The organism is Aquimarina sp. MAR_2010_214 (assembly GCF_002846555.1).
In the GTDB taxonomy this organism is placed as follows: domain Bacteria; phylum Bacteroidota; class Bacteroidia; order Flavobacteriales; family Flavobacteriaceae; genus Aquimarina.
Genome location: NZ_PJMS01000001.1, coordinates 5,920,412 through 5,937,327, shown reverse-complemented (window position 1 = coordinate 5,937,327; position 16,916 = coordinate 5,920,412). Strand labels below are relative to the sequence as shown.

14 protein-coding genes are annotated in these 16,916 nt (G+C 34.2%); 12 read left to right on the top strand and 2 right to left on the bottom strand.

The features are described from left to right. Positions 1–31 precede the first annotated feature (31 nt). Entirely contained in the window at positions 32–1,195 is a 1,164-nt protein-coding gene (locus ATE84_RS25600; protein WP_101450686.1) for a response regulator, read from the bottom strand. Between the two features lie 506 nt (positions 1,196–1,701). Here ATE84_RS25600 and ATE84_RS25595 point away from each other — a divergent pair. The 9 genes from ATE84_RS25595 (at position 1,702) to ATE84_RS25555 (ending at position 12,156) form a co-directional block, all read left to right on the top strand. Then, a complete protein-coding gene (locus ATE84_RS25595) occupies positions 1,702–3,366 on the top strand; it encodes a VWA domain-containing protein (RefSeq protein ID WP_101450684.1) in 1,665 nt (554 codons plus the stop codon). A 222-nt stretch (positions 3,367–3,588) separates the two neighbouring features. Beyond that, on the top strand, positions 3,589–4,884 hold the full coding sequence (locus ATE84_RS25590; protein WP_101450682.1) for a cobyrinate a,c-diamide synthase: 1,296 nt from the start codon (positions 3,589–3,591) through the stop codon (positions 4,882–4,884). Further along, entirely contained in the window at positions 4,875–8,621 is a 3,747-nt protein-coding gene (cobN, locus tag ATE84_RS25585) for a cobaltochelatase subunit CobN (protein ID WP_101450680.1), read from the top strand. The genes ATE84_RS25590 and cobN overlap by 10 nt, the downstream gene beginning before the upstream one ends. 275 nt (positions 8,622–8,896) lie before the next feature. Beyond that, positions 8,897–9,622, top strand: a complete 726-nt coding sequence (locus ATE84_RS25580) for a DUF6088 family protein (protein ID WP_101451254.1) — start codon at positions 8,897–8,899, stop codon at positions 9,620–9,622. Beyond that, positions 9,619–10,611, top strand: a complete 993-nt coding sequence (locus ATE84_RS25575; protein ID WP_101450678.1) for a nucleotidyl transferase AbiEii/AbiGii toxin family protein — start codon at positions 9,619–9,621, stop codon at positions 10,609–10,611. The genes ATE84_RS25580 and ATE84_RS25575 overlap by 4 nt, the downstream gene beginning before the upstream one ends. Then, positions 10,578–10,901 (top strand): hypothetical protein, encoded by a 324-nt coding sequence (locus ATE84_RS25570; protein WP_101450676.1) that lies wholly within the window; start codon positions 10,578–10,580, stop codon positions 10,899–10,901. The genes ATE84_RS25575 and ATE84_RS25570 overlap by 34 nt, the downstream gene beginning before the upstream one ends. 200 nt (positions 10,902–11,101) lie before the next feature. Then, positions 11,102–11,566, top strand: coding sequence for a nuclear transport factor 2 family protein (locus ATE84_RS25565; RefSeq protein ID WP_101450674.1), 465 nt, complete (start codon positions 11,102–11,104; stop codon positions 11,564–11,566). A gap of 91 nt (positions 11,567–11,657) precedes the next feature. Then, positions 11,658–11,837 carry a GNAT family N-acetyltransferase gene (locus ATE84_RS25560; protein ID WP_143273711.1) on the top strand — a complete coding sequence of 60 codons (180 nt, stop codon included), beginning with the start codon at positions 11,658–11,660 and terminating at the stop codon, positions 11,835–11,837. Continuing rightward, on the top strand, positions 11,821–12,156 hold the full coding sequence (locus ATE84_RS25555; RefSeq protein ID WP_101450670.1) for a GNAT family N-acetyltransferase: 336 nt from the start codon (positions 11,821–11,823) through the stop codon (positions 12,154–12,156). The genes ATE84_RS25560 and ATE84_RS25555 overlap by 17 nt, the downstream gene beginning before the upstream one ends. Here the strand turns inward: ATE84_RS25555 and ATE84_RS25550 are convergent. Continuing rightward, the gene (locus ATE84_RS25550) at positions 12,153–13,151 is read right to left on the bottom strand and encodes an IS1595 family transposase (protein ID WP_101444842.1); all 999 of its coding nucleotides are present in this window, start codon (positions 13,149–13,151) and stop codon (positions 12,153–12,155) included. The two genes, ATE84_RS25555 and ATE84_RS25550, sit on opposite strands and share 4 nt — an antisense overlap. Before the next feature lie 154 nt (positions 13,152–13,305). Between ATE84_RS25550 and tssD the strand changes: the two genes are divergently transcribed. The 3 genes from tssD (at position 13,306) to ATE84_RS25535 (ending at position 16,791) form a co-directional block, all read left to right on the top strand. After that, a complete protein-coding gene (gene tssD / locus ATE84_RS25545) occupies positions 13,306–15,201 on the top strand; it encodes a type VI secretion system tube protein TssD (protein ID WP_101450668.1) in 1,896 nt (631 codons plus the stop codon). 4 nt (positions 15,202–15,205) lie between these two features. Continuing rightward, positions 15,206–15,817 carry a hypothetical protein gene (locus tag ATE84_RS25540; protein ID WP_143273710.1) on the top strand — a complete coding sequence of 204 codons (612 nt, stop codon included), beginning with the start codon at positions 15,206–15,208 and terminating at the stop codon, positions 15,815–15,817. Between the two features lie 143 nt (positions 15,818–15,960). Further along, positions 15,961–16,791, top strand: a complete 831-nt coding sequence (locus ATE84_RS25535) for an SMI1/KNR4 family protein (protein WP_158237337.1) — start codon at positions 15,961–15,963, stop codon at positions 16,789–16,791. The last annotated feature ends 125 nt before the right edge of the window (positions 16,792–16,916 follow it).

Here is a 16,916-nt window from a genome sequence, read left to right as displayed (position 1 = left end):
TTTTATAATTGGTTTTTTTGATTCTACTATTTTACTTAAACTTTGATTTGACTTTAAAATTATAGTAATAAGCAATTTGAGCAAGTTGCCCTACAATCTTCACAGAATCTTTCATAGATAACTTAGAACCATCAGCATGTACCCATCGTTTAAGTGGTTGCTCACATATATAAGAAATGGCTTTTTCTTTTCCATAAAACTTACGCATCTTCATAAAAATTTCTACATCAAATAACCATTTTGTAATAAATTTTTCTCTAAACATTTCATTGACTATTTCTCTATCCATTATTTTGGCACCACATTGTGTGTCGTTAAAAGACATACCTAAGATATTTCTAATAATCAAATTAATAGTTTTGCTTATTATTTTTCGAGCAGACTCTTTGGTGATATTTGCTCCCATTCTACTCATTCTTGAGCCACTTACGATTTTAAATTTTGAAGATTCTATAGTTTTAACCAAATCATCAAAATCTTTAAAGTCTGTTGATAAATCAGCATCTAGATATCCTATATAATCTAATTGTGGGTCTTTGGCAAGATGAAGAACTCCTTGTCTTACAGCTTCTCCTTTTCCTCCATTTTTAGCACAATTATATACACTAATGTTATCTTCTCTCCCTTCAGATAGTTTTTTTAAAACTTCTAGAGTATTATCTGTACTTCCATCATTAACAAAACATAAATGATATCCTAAGTTACTGTGTGTGAAATCAGTAAATTCTGTACTCAAAATTCTTGTCTCTTCATTGTAACAAGGGATTACAACCCCAACGCAATGTCTTTGTAGCATTTGACCCTTAGAGTTGTTTTCTAGTTTTTTTGTAGGTTTTATACCAAGAATTCTTGCAATACGAGCCGAAATTTCATTAAGCGATAATGGTTTTTTCATATAGTCATCTATCCCCAGATCAAAACCATCTATAATAGTATCTTCATTTGTATTACCTGACATCACCAAAATATTAACATCTGATTTTTTTTCTTGACGAATATTTTTGATTACATCAAGACCAGACATTCCATCCATATTAATATCTACAATAACAATATCTGGTTTAAAACTATCAAAAAGATCTAATCCTAATTGACCATTATCTGCGCATTTGATAATGTACCCTGTATCAGAGAGGTGTTTTTCTAAGGATAATAAAACAAGTTGTTGGTCATCTATTGCTAAAATTCTCTTCATTTAATGTAGGTTTCACGATATAACAATTCAGTATATAAAATCGATATATGTATATTCAAAAAAATACAAATAGGGGTAATTAGATAAGAGTAGAAGACGAACTTCTTTAACGAATATAATTTTTATAGGGTTTTTTATTCGTTTACATTTTGACTAGAAATCGAGCACCTTTCTGTTAAAAGGAAAATCAATAACTATTTTAAAAGTAGGGAATTATTAGGGAACTAAGCTTATAAAGTGTTAATGTTTTATAATATACGATAGATTTTATAGGATAATTGAGTAAAGATTAGAATTCATTTCTATTGCAATTTTTTTATGAACTTAATAGAGGTTATTAAAAGTGGTATCACCAAAAATAAAATTGGTAACCAAAAAGTATGGAGGTAAGAGTAGTTCTGATTATTCTTTATTTTGTGCATATAGAAAATAGAAGATATAAATAAAAAAGCATACCAATTCTACTTATATAAATCCGTAGTTTTACAAATCATACAAAAGTACAGATGAAGCCAAAATATACCTATCCTTTTACTGCCATCCCCGATCAGGAAGATTTAAAATTATGTTTGTTACTCAATCTGGTAGATCCAAGTATAGGAGGAGTACTGGCAACTGGTGATAAAGGTACTGCCAAAACTACTATGGTACGAGGGTTGAGTCAGTTGATGGGAGAAGATTTTCCATTTGTTAACCTACCTATTGGCGCTACCGAAGATCGAGTATTAGGGAGTATTAATCTGGAAGCATTGATTAACCAGAAAACTACGATTGTAGATAAAGGATTACTAGCACAAGCACATCAGGGATTTTTGTATATCGATGAGGTAAATCTCCTCAATGATTACCTGATGGATGTATTATTAGACGCTTCGGCAACAGGAGGGTATCATCTGGAGCGCGAAGGAATCTCACAATGGATGGATAGTCGTTTTTGCCTTGTTGGTACAATGAATCCAGAAGAAGGAGCCTTACGACCACAGTTATTAGATCGATTTGGATTAAGTGTTACTATCCAGACTCCTAAAGAAATGAAGACACGTACCAAAATTGCAATGCAACGTCTTAGTTTTGATAGTGATCCAATAGCATTTTATAAACAATTTCAAGAAGAAGAACAGCAGGTTAAGCATCAGGTTATTTTGGCCAAAAAGAGACTTAATGATGTAATTATTCCAGAATCGATACAAGAACAATGTGCTACATTAACTATTACTAATCAGGTAGAAGGAATGCGTGCAGACATCTTACTTTTAAAAACGGCAAGAGCATATGCAGCATTTTATGATGAGAAACAGGTAACTGCAGCAATGGTAGATAGTATAGCCCCTTTTGTATTACAACATCGTGCAAAAGAGTATACACCTCCAACAGATCAGAATAAAGAAAACCCATCTGATATAGGGAACCAAACATCCCAGGAAGAAAGTGCACCTCGAAACGGACAAAATAATAACACATTTCAGCTACCCAAAGCTGTACAACAAGGACTGAAATTTTCAGCTTCAAAAGCAACTAAAAAACAGGAAATCCTTTTAGATACCCCACAGAAATTATATTCGGTGTCACACCCGGCAGAACGACAACAAGAAATATCAGTATTGCAATCTGTAAAACAATATCTGAAGACAGGGAAATTTACAGCAATATATAAACAAGCAACACAGAAAGCCGCGGCACGAATTATATTTTTGGTTGATACCAGTGCGTCTATGGCACTAGATCAGCAAATGGCATATTTAAAGGGAATCATAGAGAAAACAATTATGTCATATCCTCTGCAAAAAATCCAGTATGCTATAGTTGGCTTACAGGATACTACAGCTAAAATTATCCAAGGGTTTACGGCCAATACCCATGAAATTTCAAATATAAATCACCAATTAAAAACAGGAGGAAAGACGAATTTGGGAGCTGCTTTTTTTAAAGTATATGAATTGCTGCGATCTGTAAATACGCAAACAGTACAATTATTTGTTTTTACAGATGGAAAAATAAATGCGGGAGCAGAAAACCCATTTCAATATGCAATTACTACGTATAAAAAATACCTGGCGAGGATTCAAAAAGCTACTGTTATTGATACCGAAACAGGGTTTGTAAGATTAGGTAAGGCCAAGCAGTTAGCACAACAGCTAAAGTTGAATTATACTACAGTTTCTGATTTTTAGTGATTTAAATAATTATGCGAACAGAAAATACAATTATAAAAAGGAATGTCAACCTGAGCTTGTCGAAGGGCATTCTTACGATAATTTGCTTCGACAAGCTCAGCATGACATTAAATCAATAAAACCATACGAATATAAATAACATAATTTATGATCTATTTTCTAATAGCGAAGCGGTCTAATATCTAACTTCTAAAAGGGTAGCGATCTAAACAAAACCATATGTCCAAAGCATTTTTAATAGCTGCTCCGTGGAGTAATTCGGGAAAAACAACACTTACACTAGGGATGTCTCGTTGGTTTAGTAACCAGGGGAATACTGTGCAAACTTTTAAATGTGGACCCGATTATATTGATACGATTCATCACAGTACTGCCGCCCGAAAATCAGCGGTGAATTTAGATACTGTGATGATGCCTAAGGAACATGTGAATACTGTTTTTGAACATTATAGTGCGTCTGCCGATATTAGTATTGTAGAAGGAGTGATGGGATTGTTTGATGGTGCAGTAAAAGACCAGGGAAGCTCGGCAGCGATAGCTAAATTATTGGATATTCCGGTAATCCTAGTGGTTAATGCCAGTGCTATGGCATATACGATTGCTCCAATCTTACATGGATTAAAAACGTTTGACCCCGAAGTTAAGATCGCGGGCGTTATTTTTAATTTTATAAAAACAGAATCACATTATGCCTTTCTTAAAGAAGCATGTGATACTGTAGGAATTCCATCTTTAGGATACATTCCGCCGAATGAAGAAATTGCAATTCCCTCACGTCATTTGGGATTACATATCGATGGTGCTTTTGAAAATGTTATTGAAAAAGCAGCCTCACATATCGCAACACATATATCGTTACCAACACTTTTAAAATATGCAAAAGTAGTTCCTAAAATAGATCATGAAGCATCGGCTAGTATAACTTCAGAAAAAAAATATAAGATAGCTGTAGCAAAAGATGAAGCATTTACATTTACCTATCTTCAAAATCTAAAATGGCTAGAAGCTATTGGAGAAATCATATATTTTAGTCCGATTCATGACCAGAAACTCCCTGAAGCAGATATGATATATCTGGCAGGAGGATATCCCGAATTATATCTGGAAGCGCTATCTAATAATGCACTAATGAAAGATCAACTAAAAGAGGCAGCTAATCAAGGAACGAAAATCCTGGCAGAATGTGGTGGGATGATGTATCTGGGAAATACCATTATTGATGAAGAAGGTAAGGAGTATGATATGGTAGGAATATTTCCGTTTCATACTTCTATGCAACACAAAAAATTATCGTTAGGATATCGAAAAGTAGTGTGTAATGATTTAGAAATTTGGGGACACGAATTTCATTATTCCAAAGTACTAAACGACAATAGTATACCCACTGTAGGGCAAGTGTTTTCTGCAAGAGAAAAAGAAGTTTCCACAAAAATATATCAACATCAAAACGTATATGCCAGCTACATTCATTTGTACTGGGCAGCGTTAGAAGAATCTGTAGACTTATGCATCTAATCGCAACCATACCTGGAGGGTGGAACCCCAATGACGATGGGATCTTTTATATCGATCAGCAACCGGGAGATATTGTATTTCTGAGTGCAGGAGATACCGAAATTCATACCTTAAATGAGGCGTATAAGGAACTACACGAAGCCGAAGGAGATAAATTGCCTAGTTTACGAATGACCAACCTGGTATATCTCAAACAAGAATTGACAATAGATACCTATCTCGAAGAAGTATTGAGTAAAGCCAAAGTTATTGTTTGTAGTATGCTAGGGGGAATCAGTTACTACAAGTATTTGGTAGAATCTTTGGTGAGTTTACAAGAGCAAACAGGTAATACGATATTATTTTTACCAGCTCATGAACCGGATTTTGAGCTAATGCAGTTGTCATCTGTCGATATACAAATTGTACATCAGTGTCGACAATATTTACAAGAAGGAGGAAAAGAAAATGCTGTTGCCTTATTTAATTATTTACGAACTCATTTCTTTGATATACAACTTCCGATTGTATCTGCTATAGGTATTGCAGACGTATTTCTGTATACTACAGCGTTAGGAATGACTACTCAAGAGGCTTTGGAAAACACTATAGATACCTCCAAGCCTAATGTGGCATTGTTAGGATATCGCACTCATTTTCTATCGGATAATATGGAGCCGTTGCATGTGATCAGTACAGTACTTCAGGAACGAGGAATAAATGCCTTTGTAGTTTTTGCCAGCAACCTGCGAGATCCTAAATTGTTAGATCAGATAGAAGCATTAATGACGCATAACGGGAAGCGTGATGTGCATACTATTATTAATACTACAGGATTTACGATCAAACCCATGGACGGTTCAACGTTTATCTTCGAAAAACTTAGAGTTCCCGTTTTGCAAGCCATATTTTCTACTGCTAATAAGCAAGTATGGGAAGATGGACTCTTTGGGTTACCTCCTACAGATATTGCTATGAATATCGCCTTACCCGAAATTGATGGAAGGATTATTGGTCGTGCGGTTTCGTTTAAAAAAGAAATTAGTAAAGATGCACTTACCGATAGCTCTATTTTAAAATATGAAGCTCATATTCCTGCCTGCGATTTTATGGCAGAATTAGCCCAGCGATGGGCAGCATTACAGTATAAAAAGAATATAGATAAAAAGGTAGCGGTCATTTTACCAAATTACCCCAATAAGGATAGTCGTCTCGCAAATGGAGTAGGTCTTGATACCCCCGAAAGTTGCATTGTTTTATTAGATACGCTTAAAGCGGAAGGGTATACTATAGGAGAGCAATTACCAAAGAGTGGTACAGAGCTAATGCATTGGATTACACAGGTAACCACTAATGATGTTACGACCACGATGACCAGGCCGCATGCATTGACTTTTGATCGAGCAGATTTTGATAAATGTTTTTCGGCATTATCTTCTGCATTACAGGATAAAGTAACAGCGCAATGGGGGAAACCAGAAGATGATCCATATTATACCGGCGATGGATTTATAGTATCCGGATTTTTATTGGGAAATATCTTTGTGAGTATTCAACCTTCCAGAGGGTATAATCAGGATCCACAGGCAATCTATCATTCTCCTGATCTGCCACCAACCTATCAATATCTCGCCTATTATTTTTGGTTACAACAAAATTATCAGGCAGATGCAGTGATCCATTTAGGAAAACATGGAAACCTGGAGTGGTTACCCGGAAAAAGTGTATCACTAGATCCCGAAACTTGCTTTCCTGCAGCTGTATTTGGAGCATTACCACACTTTTACCCGTTTATCATTAATGACCCTGGAGAAGGAACACAGGCAAAACGACGCAATCAAGCAGTGATCATAGACCATTTAATTCCACCGATGACCCGTGCAGAAAGTTATGGTAGTCTAATGAAATTGGAACATCTGGTAGATGAATATTATGAAGCGTCTACCTTAGACCCCAAACGGTCACGAGTATTAGAAAAAGAAATAGCAGATCTGGTTACACAAACCAAATTAAATGTGGATTTGGGAATCGCCTCAGACGATGTAGATGAATTATTGGTCAAATTAGACGGATATTTATGTGAATTAAAAGAAGCACAAATCAGAGATGGACTCCACATTTTTGGGAAAGCCCCTGTAGATGAACAGCTCATTGATTTGTTAATAGCATTGCATCGCGTACCAGGATATCAACAGGAAGGAATCACACAAGCACTAGCCAAAGATTTAGGAATCACCAAAAACATTCTTGAGGTTGCTTATACAGAACCTATGGAGTTGACTATTGAAGGTGTTTTTTGTAAAACTGCAGGGCATGTGACTCAACAATTAGAAGGTATTGCAAAAAGACAATTGATTACGTATTTAGAAAAAGAAATCCTTGCCGAAGAGTATCCTTTCTTGAATCAAATAGTACGACATATAAAATCTACTACTTTAGTTGCAGTACAACAAACTACAGACGAACTCCATTATTTATTAGGAGGTCTTAATGGATGCTATGTTCCCTCTGGGCCATCGGGAGCACCAACACGAGGTCGATTGGATTTGTTGCCTACCGGAAGAAATTTTTATTCTGTAGATGTACGTACTATTCCTACCGAAACAGCCTACCGTTTGGGAGAGAAAAGCGCACAGTTGATTATTGATCGATATTTGCAGGAAAACGGTGATTACCCCGAAACCATTGGAGTTTCGGTATGGGGAACCTCTACTATGCGTACAGGGGGAGATGATATTGCACAAGCATTTGCATTAATGGGAGTACGCCCGTTATGGAAAAATGCCAATCGCAGAGTTACCGATTTTGAGGTAATCCCCTTAATAGCATTAGGAAGACCCAGAGTAGATGTTACATTACGGATCTCAGGATTTTTTAGAGACGCATTTCCAGATGTGATCAATCTGTTTAATGCGGTGGTAACACGTTTGGCAAATCTGGAGGAACCTGTGGAGGATAACCCGATTCGAAAACGATTTTTGACAGAACAATCACAATGGCAGGAGCAAGGATTACCACAAGAGGAAGCTTCGCAACGCGCTTTATATCGTGTGTTTGGTTCTAAACCGGGAGCATATGGAGCAGGACTGCAAGCAGTAATCGATGAGAAGAACTGGCAAACCCAGGAAGATCTCGCTAAAGTATATATCAATTGGAGTGGATATGCCTATGGCAATTCTAAAAAGGGAGTTTCTGCACATGAATCGTTTCAATATCGATTACAAGCGATGCAGATTGTAATGCAAAACCAGGATAACAGGGAGCATGATATTTTGGATAGTGATGATTACTATCAGTTTCATGGGGGATTGGCCAATGCTGTAAAAACCGTAAAAGGTAATGAAGCTAAAATCTATTTTGGTGATCATTCCCGACCAGAAACCCCCAAGATAAAAACACTGAAAGAAGAATTACTAAAAGTATACCGCTCACGGGTAATAAATCCGAAATGGATTGCTGGAGTACAACGGCATGGATATAAAGGAGCTTTTGAGATGGCTGCCACTTTAGATTATCTGTTTGCCTATGATGCCACAACAAACCTAATTGATGATTTTATGTATGAAGGAATTACAGAAAGCTATTTGTTAACTCCCGAAAACAAAGAATTTATTACCCAAAATAACCCCTGGGCCTTAAAAGATATGAGCGAACGCTTGTTGGAAGCGATACAACGAGGGATGTGGGCAAATCCATCTGATGAGGTTAAAGAACAATTAGAGGAGTTGTATATGGAAGGTGAAGGATTGATAGAGTAAGTATATCTTCTTTTAGGCTAACAGCTTAATGTTTTAGATCGGATAAAAACCAGTAGATTTGTAGATGCATATAGAGAAAACATTGTTGTACGTCATCTAAAAACAGTACTCTAAAAATTATTAAATAAAGAAGAAAGGGTGTGGAGCTTATCTTTGCGGTGCTTGCACCGCAAAGATAAGCTCCACAGTATTAATTTCCAAATAAATCATTTTTTTGTCCAGTTTATTAGTTAAAAAACTGGACATTTTTACTATTTTTGAATAAACAACAAACATTGAAAGTAACTGAATATATTAGAAATACGATAGATCGATTGCCAAAGGGGTATATTTTCACCTATGAAGACTTTAATATTGATGTGAATAAAAAAGAAGCAATCATCAAAGCCTTAAATCGTATGGTAAATTCAGGCAAAATTGAAAAACTATCAAAAGGAAAGTACTTTAAACCTGAAAAAACTCCTTTTGGTAGTCTTCAGCCTAATCAAGAACAAATAGTTAAAGACTTAATAAATGAAGATGGTAAAGTAGTTGGATACCTCACTGGTTATAGTATATATAATAAGCTAGGGTTAACAACCCAAGTTAGTAGTATATTACAAATAGGAAAAAATCAAACTCGCCCTAAATTTAAACGAGAGCGTTATACTATATCATTTATCAAACAAAAAAATATAATTACCAAAAAAAATATTCCTCTGTTACAGGTTCTAGATTCAATTAAGTATGTAAAGAAAATACCCGACACTACCATAAAAAAATCTTGTTTAAGGTTTTTGGAAATAATTAGAAAATTGAATTTAGATGATAAGAAAGAATTAATACGACTTTCTTTAAAGTATCCTCCATCTACAAGAGCTTTATTAGGTGCATTGTTAGATGAAATACAAAATAAATCAATAACCATTAGCTTGAAAGAATCTCTAAATCCAATTACTAAATATGAGATTCCTGGTGCAAAAAAAGCATTAACTAAAGCTTCTAACTGGAATATCATATGAAACTTCATCTAGACAAAAAGCTATTTAGACAAGCTGTACAGTTTACATCTGACCAAATGCAAATACCTGCAATATTTGTAGAAAAAGATTATTGGGTAACATATGCACTCTTTACAATATTCAATGATAAAATTGGTAGTGATACAGTTTTCAAAGGAGGAACAGCATTATCTAAATGTTACAACATAATTGAAAGATTTTCAGAAGATATTGACCTAGTTGTTTTAAGAAGAGAGGGAGAATCAAATAATAAACTTACAACTAAAATAAGAACGATTAGTAGTGTAGTGAAAGATGTACTGCCAGAAATAGAGATAGTAGGTTTAACTCACAAAATGGGAATGAATCGTAAAACAGCACACTCATACAACAAAGAATTCAAAGGAAATTATGGTCAAGTAAGAGATGCTATTGTAGTGGAAGCTACTTGGCTTGGGTATTTTGAACCTTATACAACTAAAAGTGTTTGCTCTTTTGTTGGTGAGATGATGATGAATAATGGACAAAGCAAAATCGCTAAAGAACAAGATTTATTACCATTCAATGTACTTGTTTTAGAACCAAGCAGGACTATTTGCGAAAAAATAATGAGTTTAGTTCGGTTCTCGTATGGTGAAAATCCCATTACAGATTTAAGGAATAAGATTAGACACGTATATGACTTACACCAACTTCTTTCTGTAAAAGAACTGCTTACCTTTTTTAAGTCAAAAGAATTTGACAACATGTTATTAAAAGTTGCTCAAGATGATGTAATAAGTTTTAAAAATAACAATGAATGGTTGAAAACTCATCCTGTTAATTCACTAATATTTAAAAAACCTGAAAAAGTGTGGAACGATTTGAAAATTGTTTATGAGTCTGACTTTAAAAACTTGGTTTATGGTTCTTTTCCAAATGAAACAGAATTATTAAATACCTTAATCCTAATTCAGAAAAGAATAGTATCGATTGATTGGAATATCAAATTGGAAAACAAGATTCTATAATAATTCCTCATATTGAATTATTAGAAGAACACAAGTTGCTAAATAGTCCATTTATTTACCTTAAAACTGATTCAGATTCGACCTTTATTGTTTACATGTCTAAAAAGGATTATGAACCAATTACCAAATATTCATATCAAAACCTTATTGACTCAGGACAAAAAATCAGATTGAAATTGGTAACCGAACTACTCACTGATAAGTTACAGATTTGTAAGAAGGTTATTTTTATTGAAAAAAATAAAATAACAATTGCTAGTACCAAGTATGATGTGATAGTAGTTAAGTAATGAATCGAATGGTTCTCGTATATTTGGTAATGCACAATGTTTGCGGAATGGAAAAGTTAGCAACCAATATGCAGAAAAATCAAAATGCAAGGTAACATTTTGCCCTCTACAAGACATATATTAACTGTTGTGCTTCATTTTGACCAACCAATAATACATGAAAAAAAACTTTAGAAAAATTTACATAATCAATCTTAGTCATGAAACAATCATTTCAATTATTCTTGCCTCTATTTATTCTTATCCTATTTACTTCTTCTTTGTCTGCACAAAAAACAGAGAAAAATTCTAAGGAATCTGCTTCAGAAACAGATTTATCCGACCGTCAAGCTATAATTAAGACAATTAAGAATTTTTATATCGGTGACCATACTGGAAGTATCAAACATAAAAAACTCTCGATGCACGAAAAGGGTGCATACAGATATGTCAACAAAGATGGAGAATATTCAGAAAGTATTTTTCGATTGGATTCAGATAACGCAGATCCTAATTATAAAGAGGAATTATTGAGTATTGAAATTTATGATAAGCTTGCGTTAGCTCGACTTCGATTAGACCAATTTCGAACCAAGCTTCCGGAATATAAATTGATGACACTACATAAGGCTGATGGTAAATGGAAAATCACTAGTATTACTTGGGGCTTCGGAATTACGCAATAAAAAATCTAAAAAAAATAACGAAACACTAACAACACATACTTATAACGTTGTAATCAAAAAAATGAAAACTTTAATAGAAACAGAAAGATTATTGTTAAGGAAAATTACGCTGGATGATAAAGAGGAAATGTTTCAGTTGCATTCTAATTCTGACGTACAAAAGTACACGGGAGAACCTCTGGTTGAATCTATAGAAGAAGTGGAACAGGCATACAGACAAGAATTAACGACTATGAGAAGTATGGATATGGAAGATGGGCTACCTTTCTAAAAATGGGATGCAGTTTGTTGGCTGGGCTGGTTTAGCATATCTACCGGAATTTGATGAAATTGATCTTGGTTATAGATTTTTACCTAAATATTGGGGGATGGGCTTTGCAACAGAAGTGTCTCATGCAATTTTGACATACGGATTTGATAAACTCGAATTAAGACGGATAATAGCAATTGCTATGAAGGAAAATAAAGCATCTATAAGGGTGATGGAAAAAATAGGGATGGAATTTGATAAATTTGCTCCCTATGAACCTGGAGGTGAAGATGCCGCTTGGTATTGGTGTGACAAAAAACTTATAACAAAAAATGGCTAAGTTCTAAAAAGCATATTATTTACTACTATGTTTTTAAATTCCATCCAGGCAGTATTGGAAGCAAAGGCTATAGCTGCTACGGTTGCCATTTTACTGGTTGAATTTTTTATTTTTTCTAAGACTAAAAACCAATTCAGATAATTCTGAAGGTATTTTGTTGCCACTCCATTGAAGGGCTCCATAAATTTCCTTAGACGCATATCCATATTATTCACATTTTGTACGTGATATATTTTGTCAACAGCTCTTTGACCCTTCGAAGCATTAAATTTTTTGTGTGCTACCTTCTTGTCTTTTGCAAATGCAGTATAGCTTCTGTGACTGTCGCTACAAAGGGTTTCTACTTTAGCCAACTTCCCTTGTAATATAGTCTCCAAGTCACTTTTACTAATGCGACCTCTGGTAGCTACTTTGAAATCTTTGTTCCCTGATCGGTCACAACTGGCTATCACAGCTACTTTTTCATTACTGAGACCAGCTTTACTTGCCTTTGCGCCACGTTTTCTAGCAGGACGATCCAAATTTCGATTCCCTTTTTCAGAGTAAGCAAAGAAAAGATCATCACTCTCTAGGATTCCTTGGAATTCATCCACACTTACGCTCCCAAAGGAGACAAGTAATTTGTGCCTCCAATCAAAAGAAGTCTGAATAGAAATCCCTGTTTCTTTGGCACTCTTGCGAATACTATATCCAGAGAGTAAACAGAATAAATAACGATTAACTTTGTCTTTCTTCTTGAGGTTGTACCAGAACTTACCGGTAGTTTCACTAAAGTTTTTATGACAAGTATTACAAACATAGCGCTGTACTCCTTTGAGCTTACCATTAGCCTTAATTTTATTGCACTTACAATGAGGACAGCTTATGGCTTTACTCTGATTGCTATCAATCAGGGCTGAACCCTCAGTAGAGATCTCCAATAATGTGGAAACAATTTCTGATTGAACCAAAGCCGATGAACTAATGAAAAAATCTCTAAAATCTTCTGGTATCATTTCTCCGTTTTTATAAAGTAAAGATAAAACATATTCTAATTAGAACTTAGCCCAAAAAATAAAACCTATTAAAGCACGCTTTATTTAAAACGTTCTAAGCCATTAGACCAAAATAATTTATAAATTTGAACGACTTCTTAAAAACCAAAAAAACATGGGCATTATTGCCAAACTATATGCTGACGGACAAGTATATAACGTACTCCAAGCTGAGCATAGTATAATCCAGCGTAGTGATGAGACAGGACGACCAATTTCCAGACCTTTTCATACTGGGTTAAAAGCTGTGATCGAAGCGACAAAAGACTCCTACTTTTTTGAAAAAGCTATACATCCCACACAGCAAATACAAGAAATCATTCTGGAATATACAGATAGTATGCTGGGGAGTAGAACCCGTAAAGTCAGGTTTGTTGATTGCCATGTAACCTTTGATCGTACAGACTTTAAGGCAAACGGTAGAGAATCACTTACAGAAACCCTATTGATCACTGCTGCGGGAATAGAAGATTCACACTCTCAGGGTAAATATACCACTCCAAGACGTGTAACAGAGTTTTTGAGTGAAGAGATACCTGTTACAGGAACAGAAACTCCACAAACCACCATTACGAGAATCATGTGGAATAATGATGGAGAGCAAGAAGAAAATATAACCGAAATCAAGTATGCTCAAAAAGTAAGTCTGATAGCCCAAATAGAAAACCCAATGGGTAGCACAGCTATCATTACTATAGAAAAAGAAGACGGCACCGAGTTTGAAAACGGAAAAACCCAACTCTCTTTTACCGAAGAAATAGCCGAAGAAGGATTTATAGAGATCACACCCTTTGAAATCCAAGAACGGTGGGAAGAATTTAAAACCGCTGATATTGATAAACTCATTGCCAAAGTAGAACATGGTGGGGTAAGTAGAGAAAGTGCTGCTTTGCAGATCATACCACCGCCAAAAGTATTAGTGAATTTTAGAACAGGAAATGGATATAAAGGCGAGTATGGTTTTGACTGGTTACGAATGGCAGATACGGGTAAAAAAGGAGATGTTTTTTACAAAGATATTATTGGTAGTTATGCTACAAGTAACTTTGTGCAAAGTGATGCTGAATACGTGAAATTGGGTAAGAAATTTGAAATGCCCCAGCATCCAATAAAAGCCAATGATAAATACGTGGTTCCTGTATTGGCACTATTACCTACTAAAAAAGCAACATTAACACTAAAAGTAGAAGTTAAAGATGCAGATGCTCAAAAAATTGAGTATAAATATGATAAAACGTATTTTAAACTAGATAAATCCGAAGTATCTCATAAAACTTTAGGTAAGAAGGAACTAGCAGATGACTTAACAATAGAATGTATTAAGGAGTTTACAACAGATCAATTTATCGAAGTAGAAGCAGACGGTAAATTTGCAGGAAAACTTAAAGTACTAGCTAACGATAAAGCAAATCGGTACAAGGCAGAAATTGTGTTTGTTCAAGTTTGGACTGATATTATAAGTTCAGGAACTCCTAACAAACCCGTATTAAGTAAAAGAGATTCAGAACTCAAAAAATATATGGCACAAGCATTGGCTAAACCATCTTTTAATACAGTCACATTAGATTTATCTTCAGATGCTACATTTAACACCAGTTTTAGTTCTGCTGGTAATATCATAAATGGTAGTAGTGATGCTATACAAGATCATATGAATACTGCATTATATGCTAAATATGATCCTTTAGGTAAAGATTACAGAAAACACTATAAAATCTATTTTATAAATGAGAGTGCTGGGGGTTTGTATGGTAGATCGTATGGAATACCTTCTGCAAATCGATCTGTAGTAGTCTATGCTATAGGTTTTAACGATAGTACGCTCGCACATGAAACTTTTCATGCTATGGGGTTATATCATAGTTTTAGTGATAAGAGTGCATTTACTTTTGAGAAAAATAAAACAGACAATATCATGGACTATTCTGATATTGCTACTCCACCAGTACCAGTTATCAGTACTTGGCAATGGCAATGGACAGAATTATGGAAAAACCTGGATAAAGAATAAGATGATGAAAACTCTTTTTGTAATACTAGCATTGATTCAGATAGGGTGTAATGCTCAAAACAAAGAAACCAACTCTGTAACAAATGAGAAGAACAACAATCAAAACAAGGCTATGGAAACATTCGATATAGATACATATAACAAAAACAAAGATCAAGCAGAAAATTACATTTTCACTTTAGATGATGGAACTAAAGTTACCCAGTTTGGAAATCAAGAAAGTGGTTATTATGAATATTCTAGAAAACAAAATTCTTTTTTCGAAAAAAGGAAATCTTTTTATGCATCTGGTAAGCTAAAAATAGATGGAACAATGTATTTTAATAGCTATCAAAAAGGAATATGGAATTATTATGATGAGCAAGAAAACTTGGAAAAAACCATTGATTATGATCAACCATTTACATACACTTGGGATGATATCTTGAAATTTGTAAAAGAAAAGAAAATAGACTTATCAAAAAACACTACACGTATTAGCAGAACAACAGAAGGTGTTATTCCTACTTGGGGAATTACATGGCACTACGATAGTGGGAGATTAAAATCTATTACTATTAATGGTAAAACAGGAGAGATCGTTGAGGAGAAGTTCTTGATAATGGAAAAATTGTAAAAACAGCTTAGAACAGGCTATATAATTAATAGCTACCCTATTGGGATAACTACACAATCATATAGCAACAAGCGTTGTAAAAACATTTGAGAGAAACATTGAAACATATAATTTTAATAATGGGAATCCTATCCTTTTTCGGAGTGAATAGTCAAAATAATAAAAAAGAAAGTTATGAAAATTTGATTTCGGAATTAGAAATAAAGTATAGAAATGAACTGAAAAGAGATTCTGAAAAAGAATTTAATTCAGAATTTATTCGAACTACTAATTTAGAAAATGTAATCATAAAAAAATATGGTTTTCAAGGAATTAAGCTTGTATTTGAATCAAGAAACAGTTCAAACTTTCATAAGCTTGGTGAGTTACCAAAAGACTGTCCTTGGATATCTTTAAATGACAAAACTATTGCGGAATTTATTACCGAAAATTTTAAACCAATTTCCAAAGACATCCCGAATCTAATAGCTTCATTAAAAGATCGATGCAAATTTATTTTTGCGGAAAATAAAGAAAATACTTGGCATCTACATTATTTGCTTGATATGAAACTTTATGATGACAGAGATTATTTTAAAATATATACTGGAGGAGCACCACTTTTAAATGCAGAACCAAATAAAAACTTGAAAGAATTTAATTGGAATGTTCCAAACGATTTAAAAACTTTTTATAAAATACACAACGGATTTGGCGAAATATATGACGCATATTTTGTAATGGCAAACGATGATATAAAAGTAATGGCTGAAATGATGAATCCGATTTGTAAAGAACAAAATGTACAACCTGATGGCTATTCATTTAATGATTTACTTGAATTCTATCCAGATGGTGCTGGAAATGCTCAATGCTTTTATAAAAACAATAGTAATTCGACTGTAGATTGGGACCACGAAATTTGGGAGATTTCGGGAGAAACTGGTTTTTTTGAGTTTATAAATCAAAGAATGTCCGAAATTGATGAAGAATAAAAAACGTTTTACAATGAAGATATGTATAAAACATAGCTAATAAAGGCTAGAGTAAAAGGTCTGTACTTATTTGCGAAGTCGCCAAATTTTTAATTTGGCTTTTAGAATAGAAAATTAAAAACAAA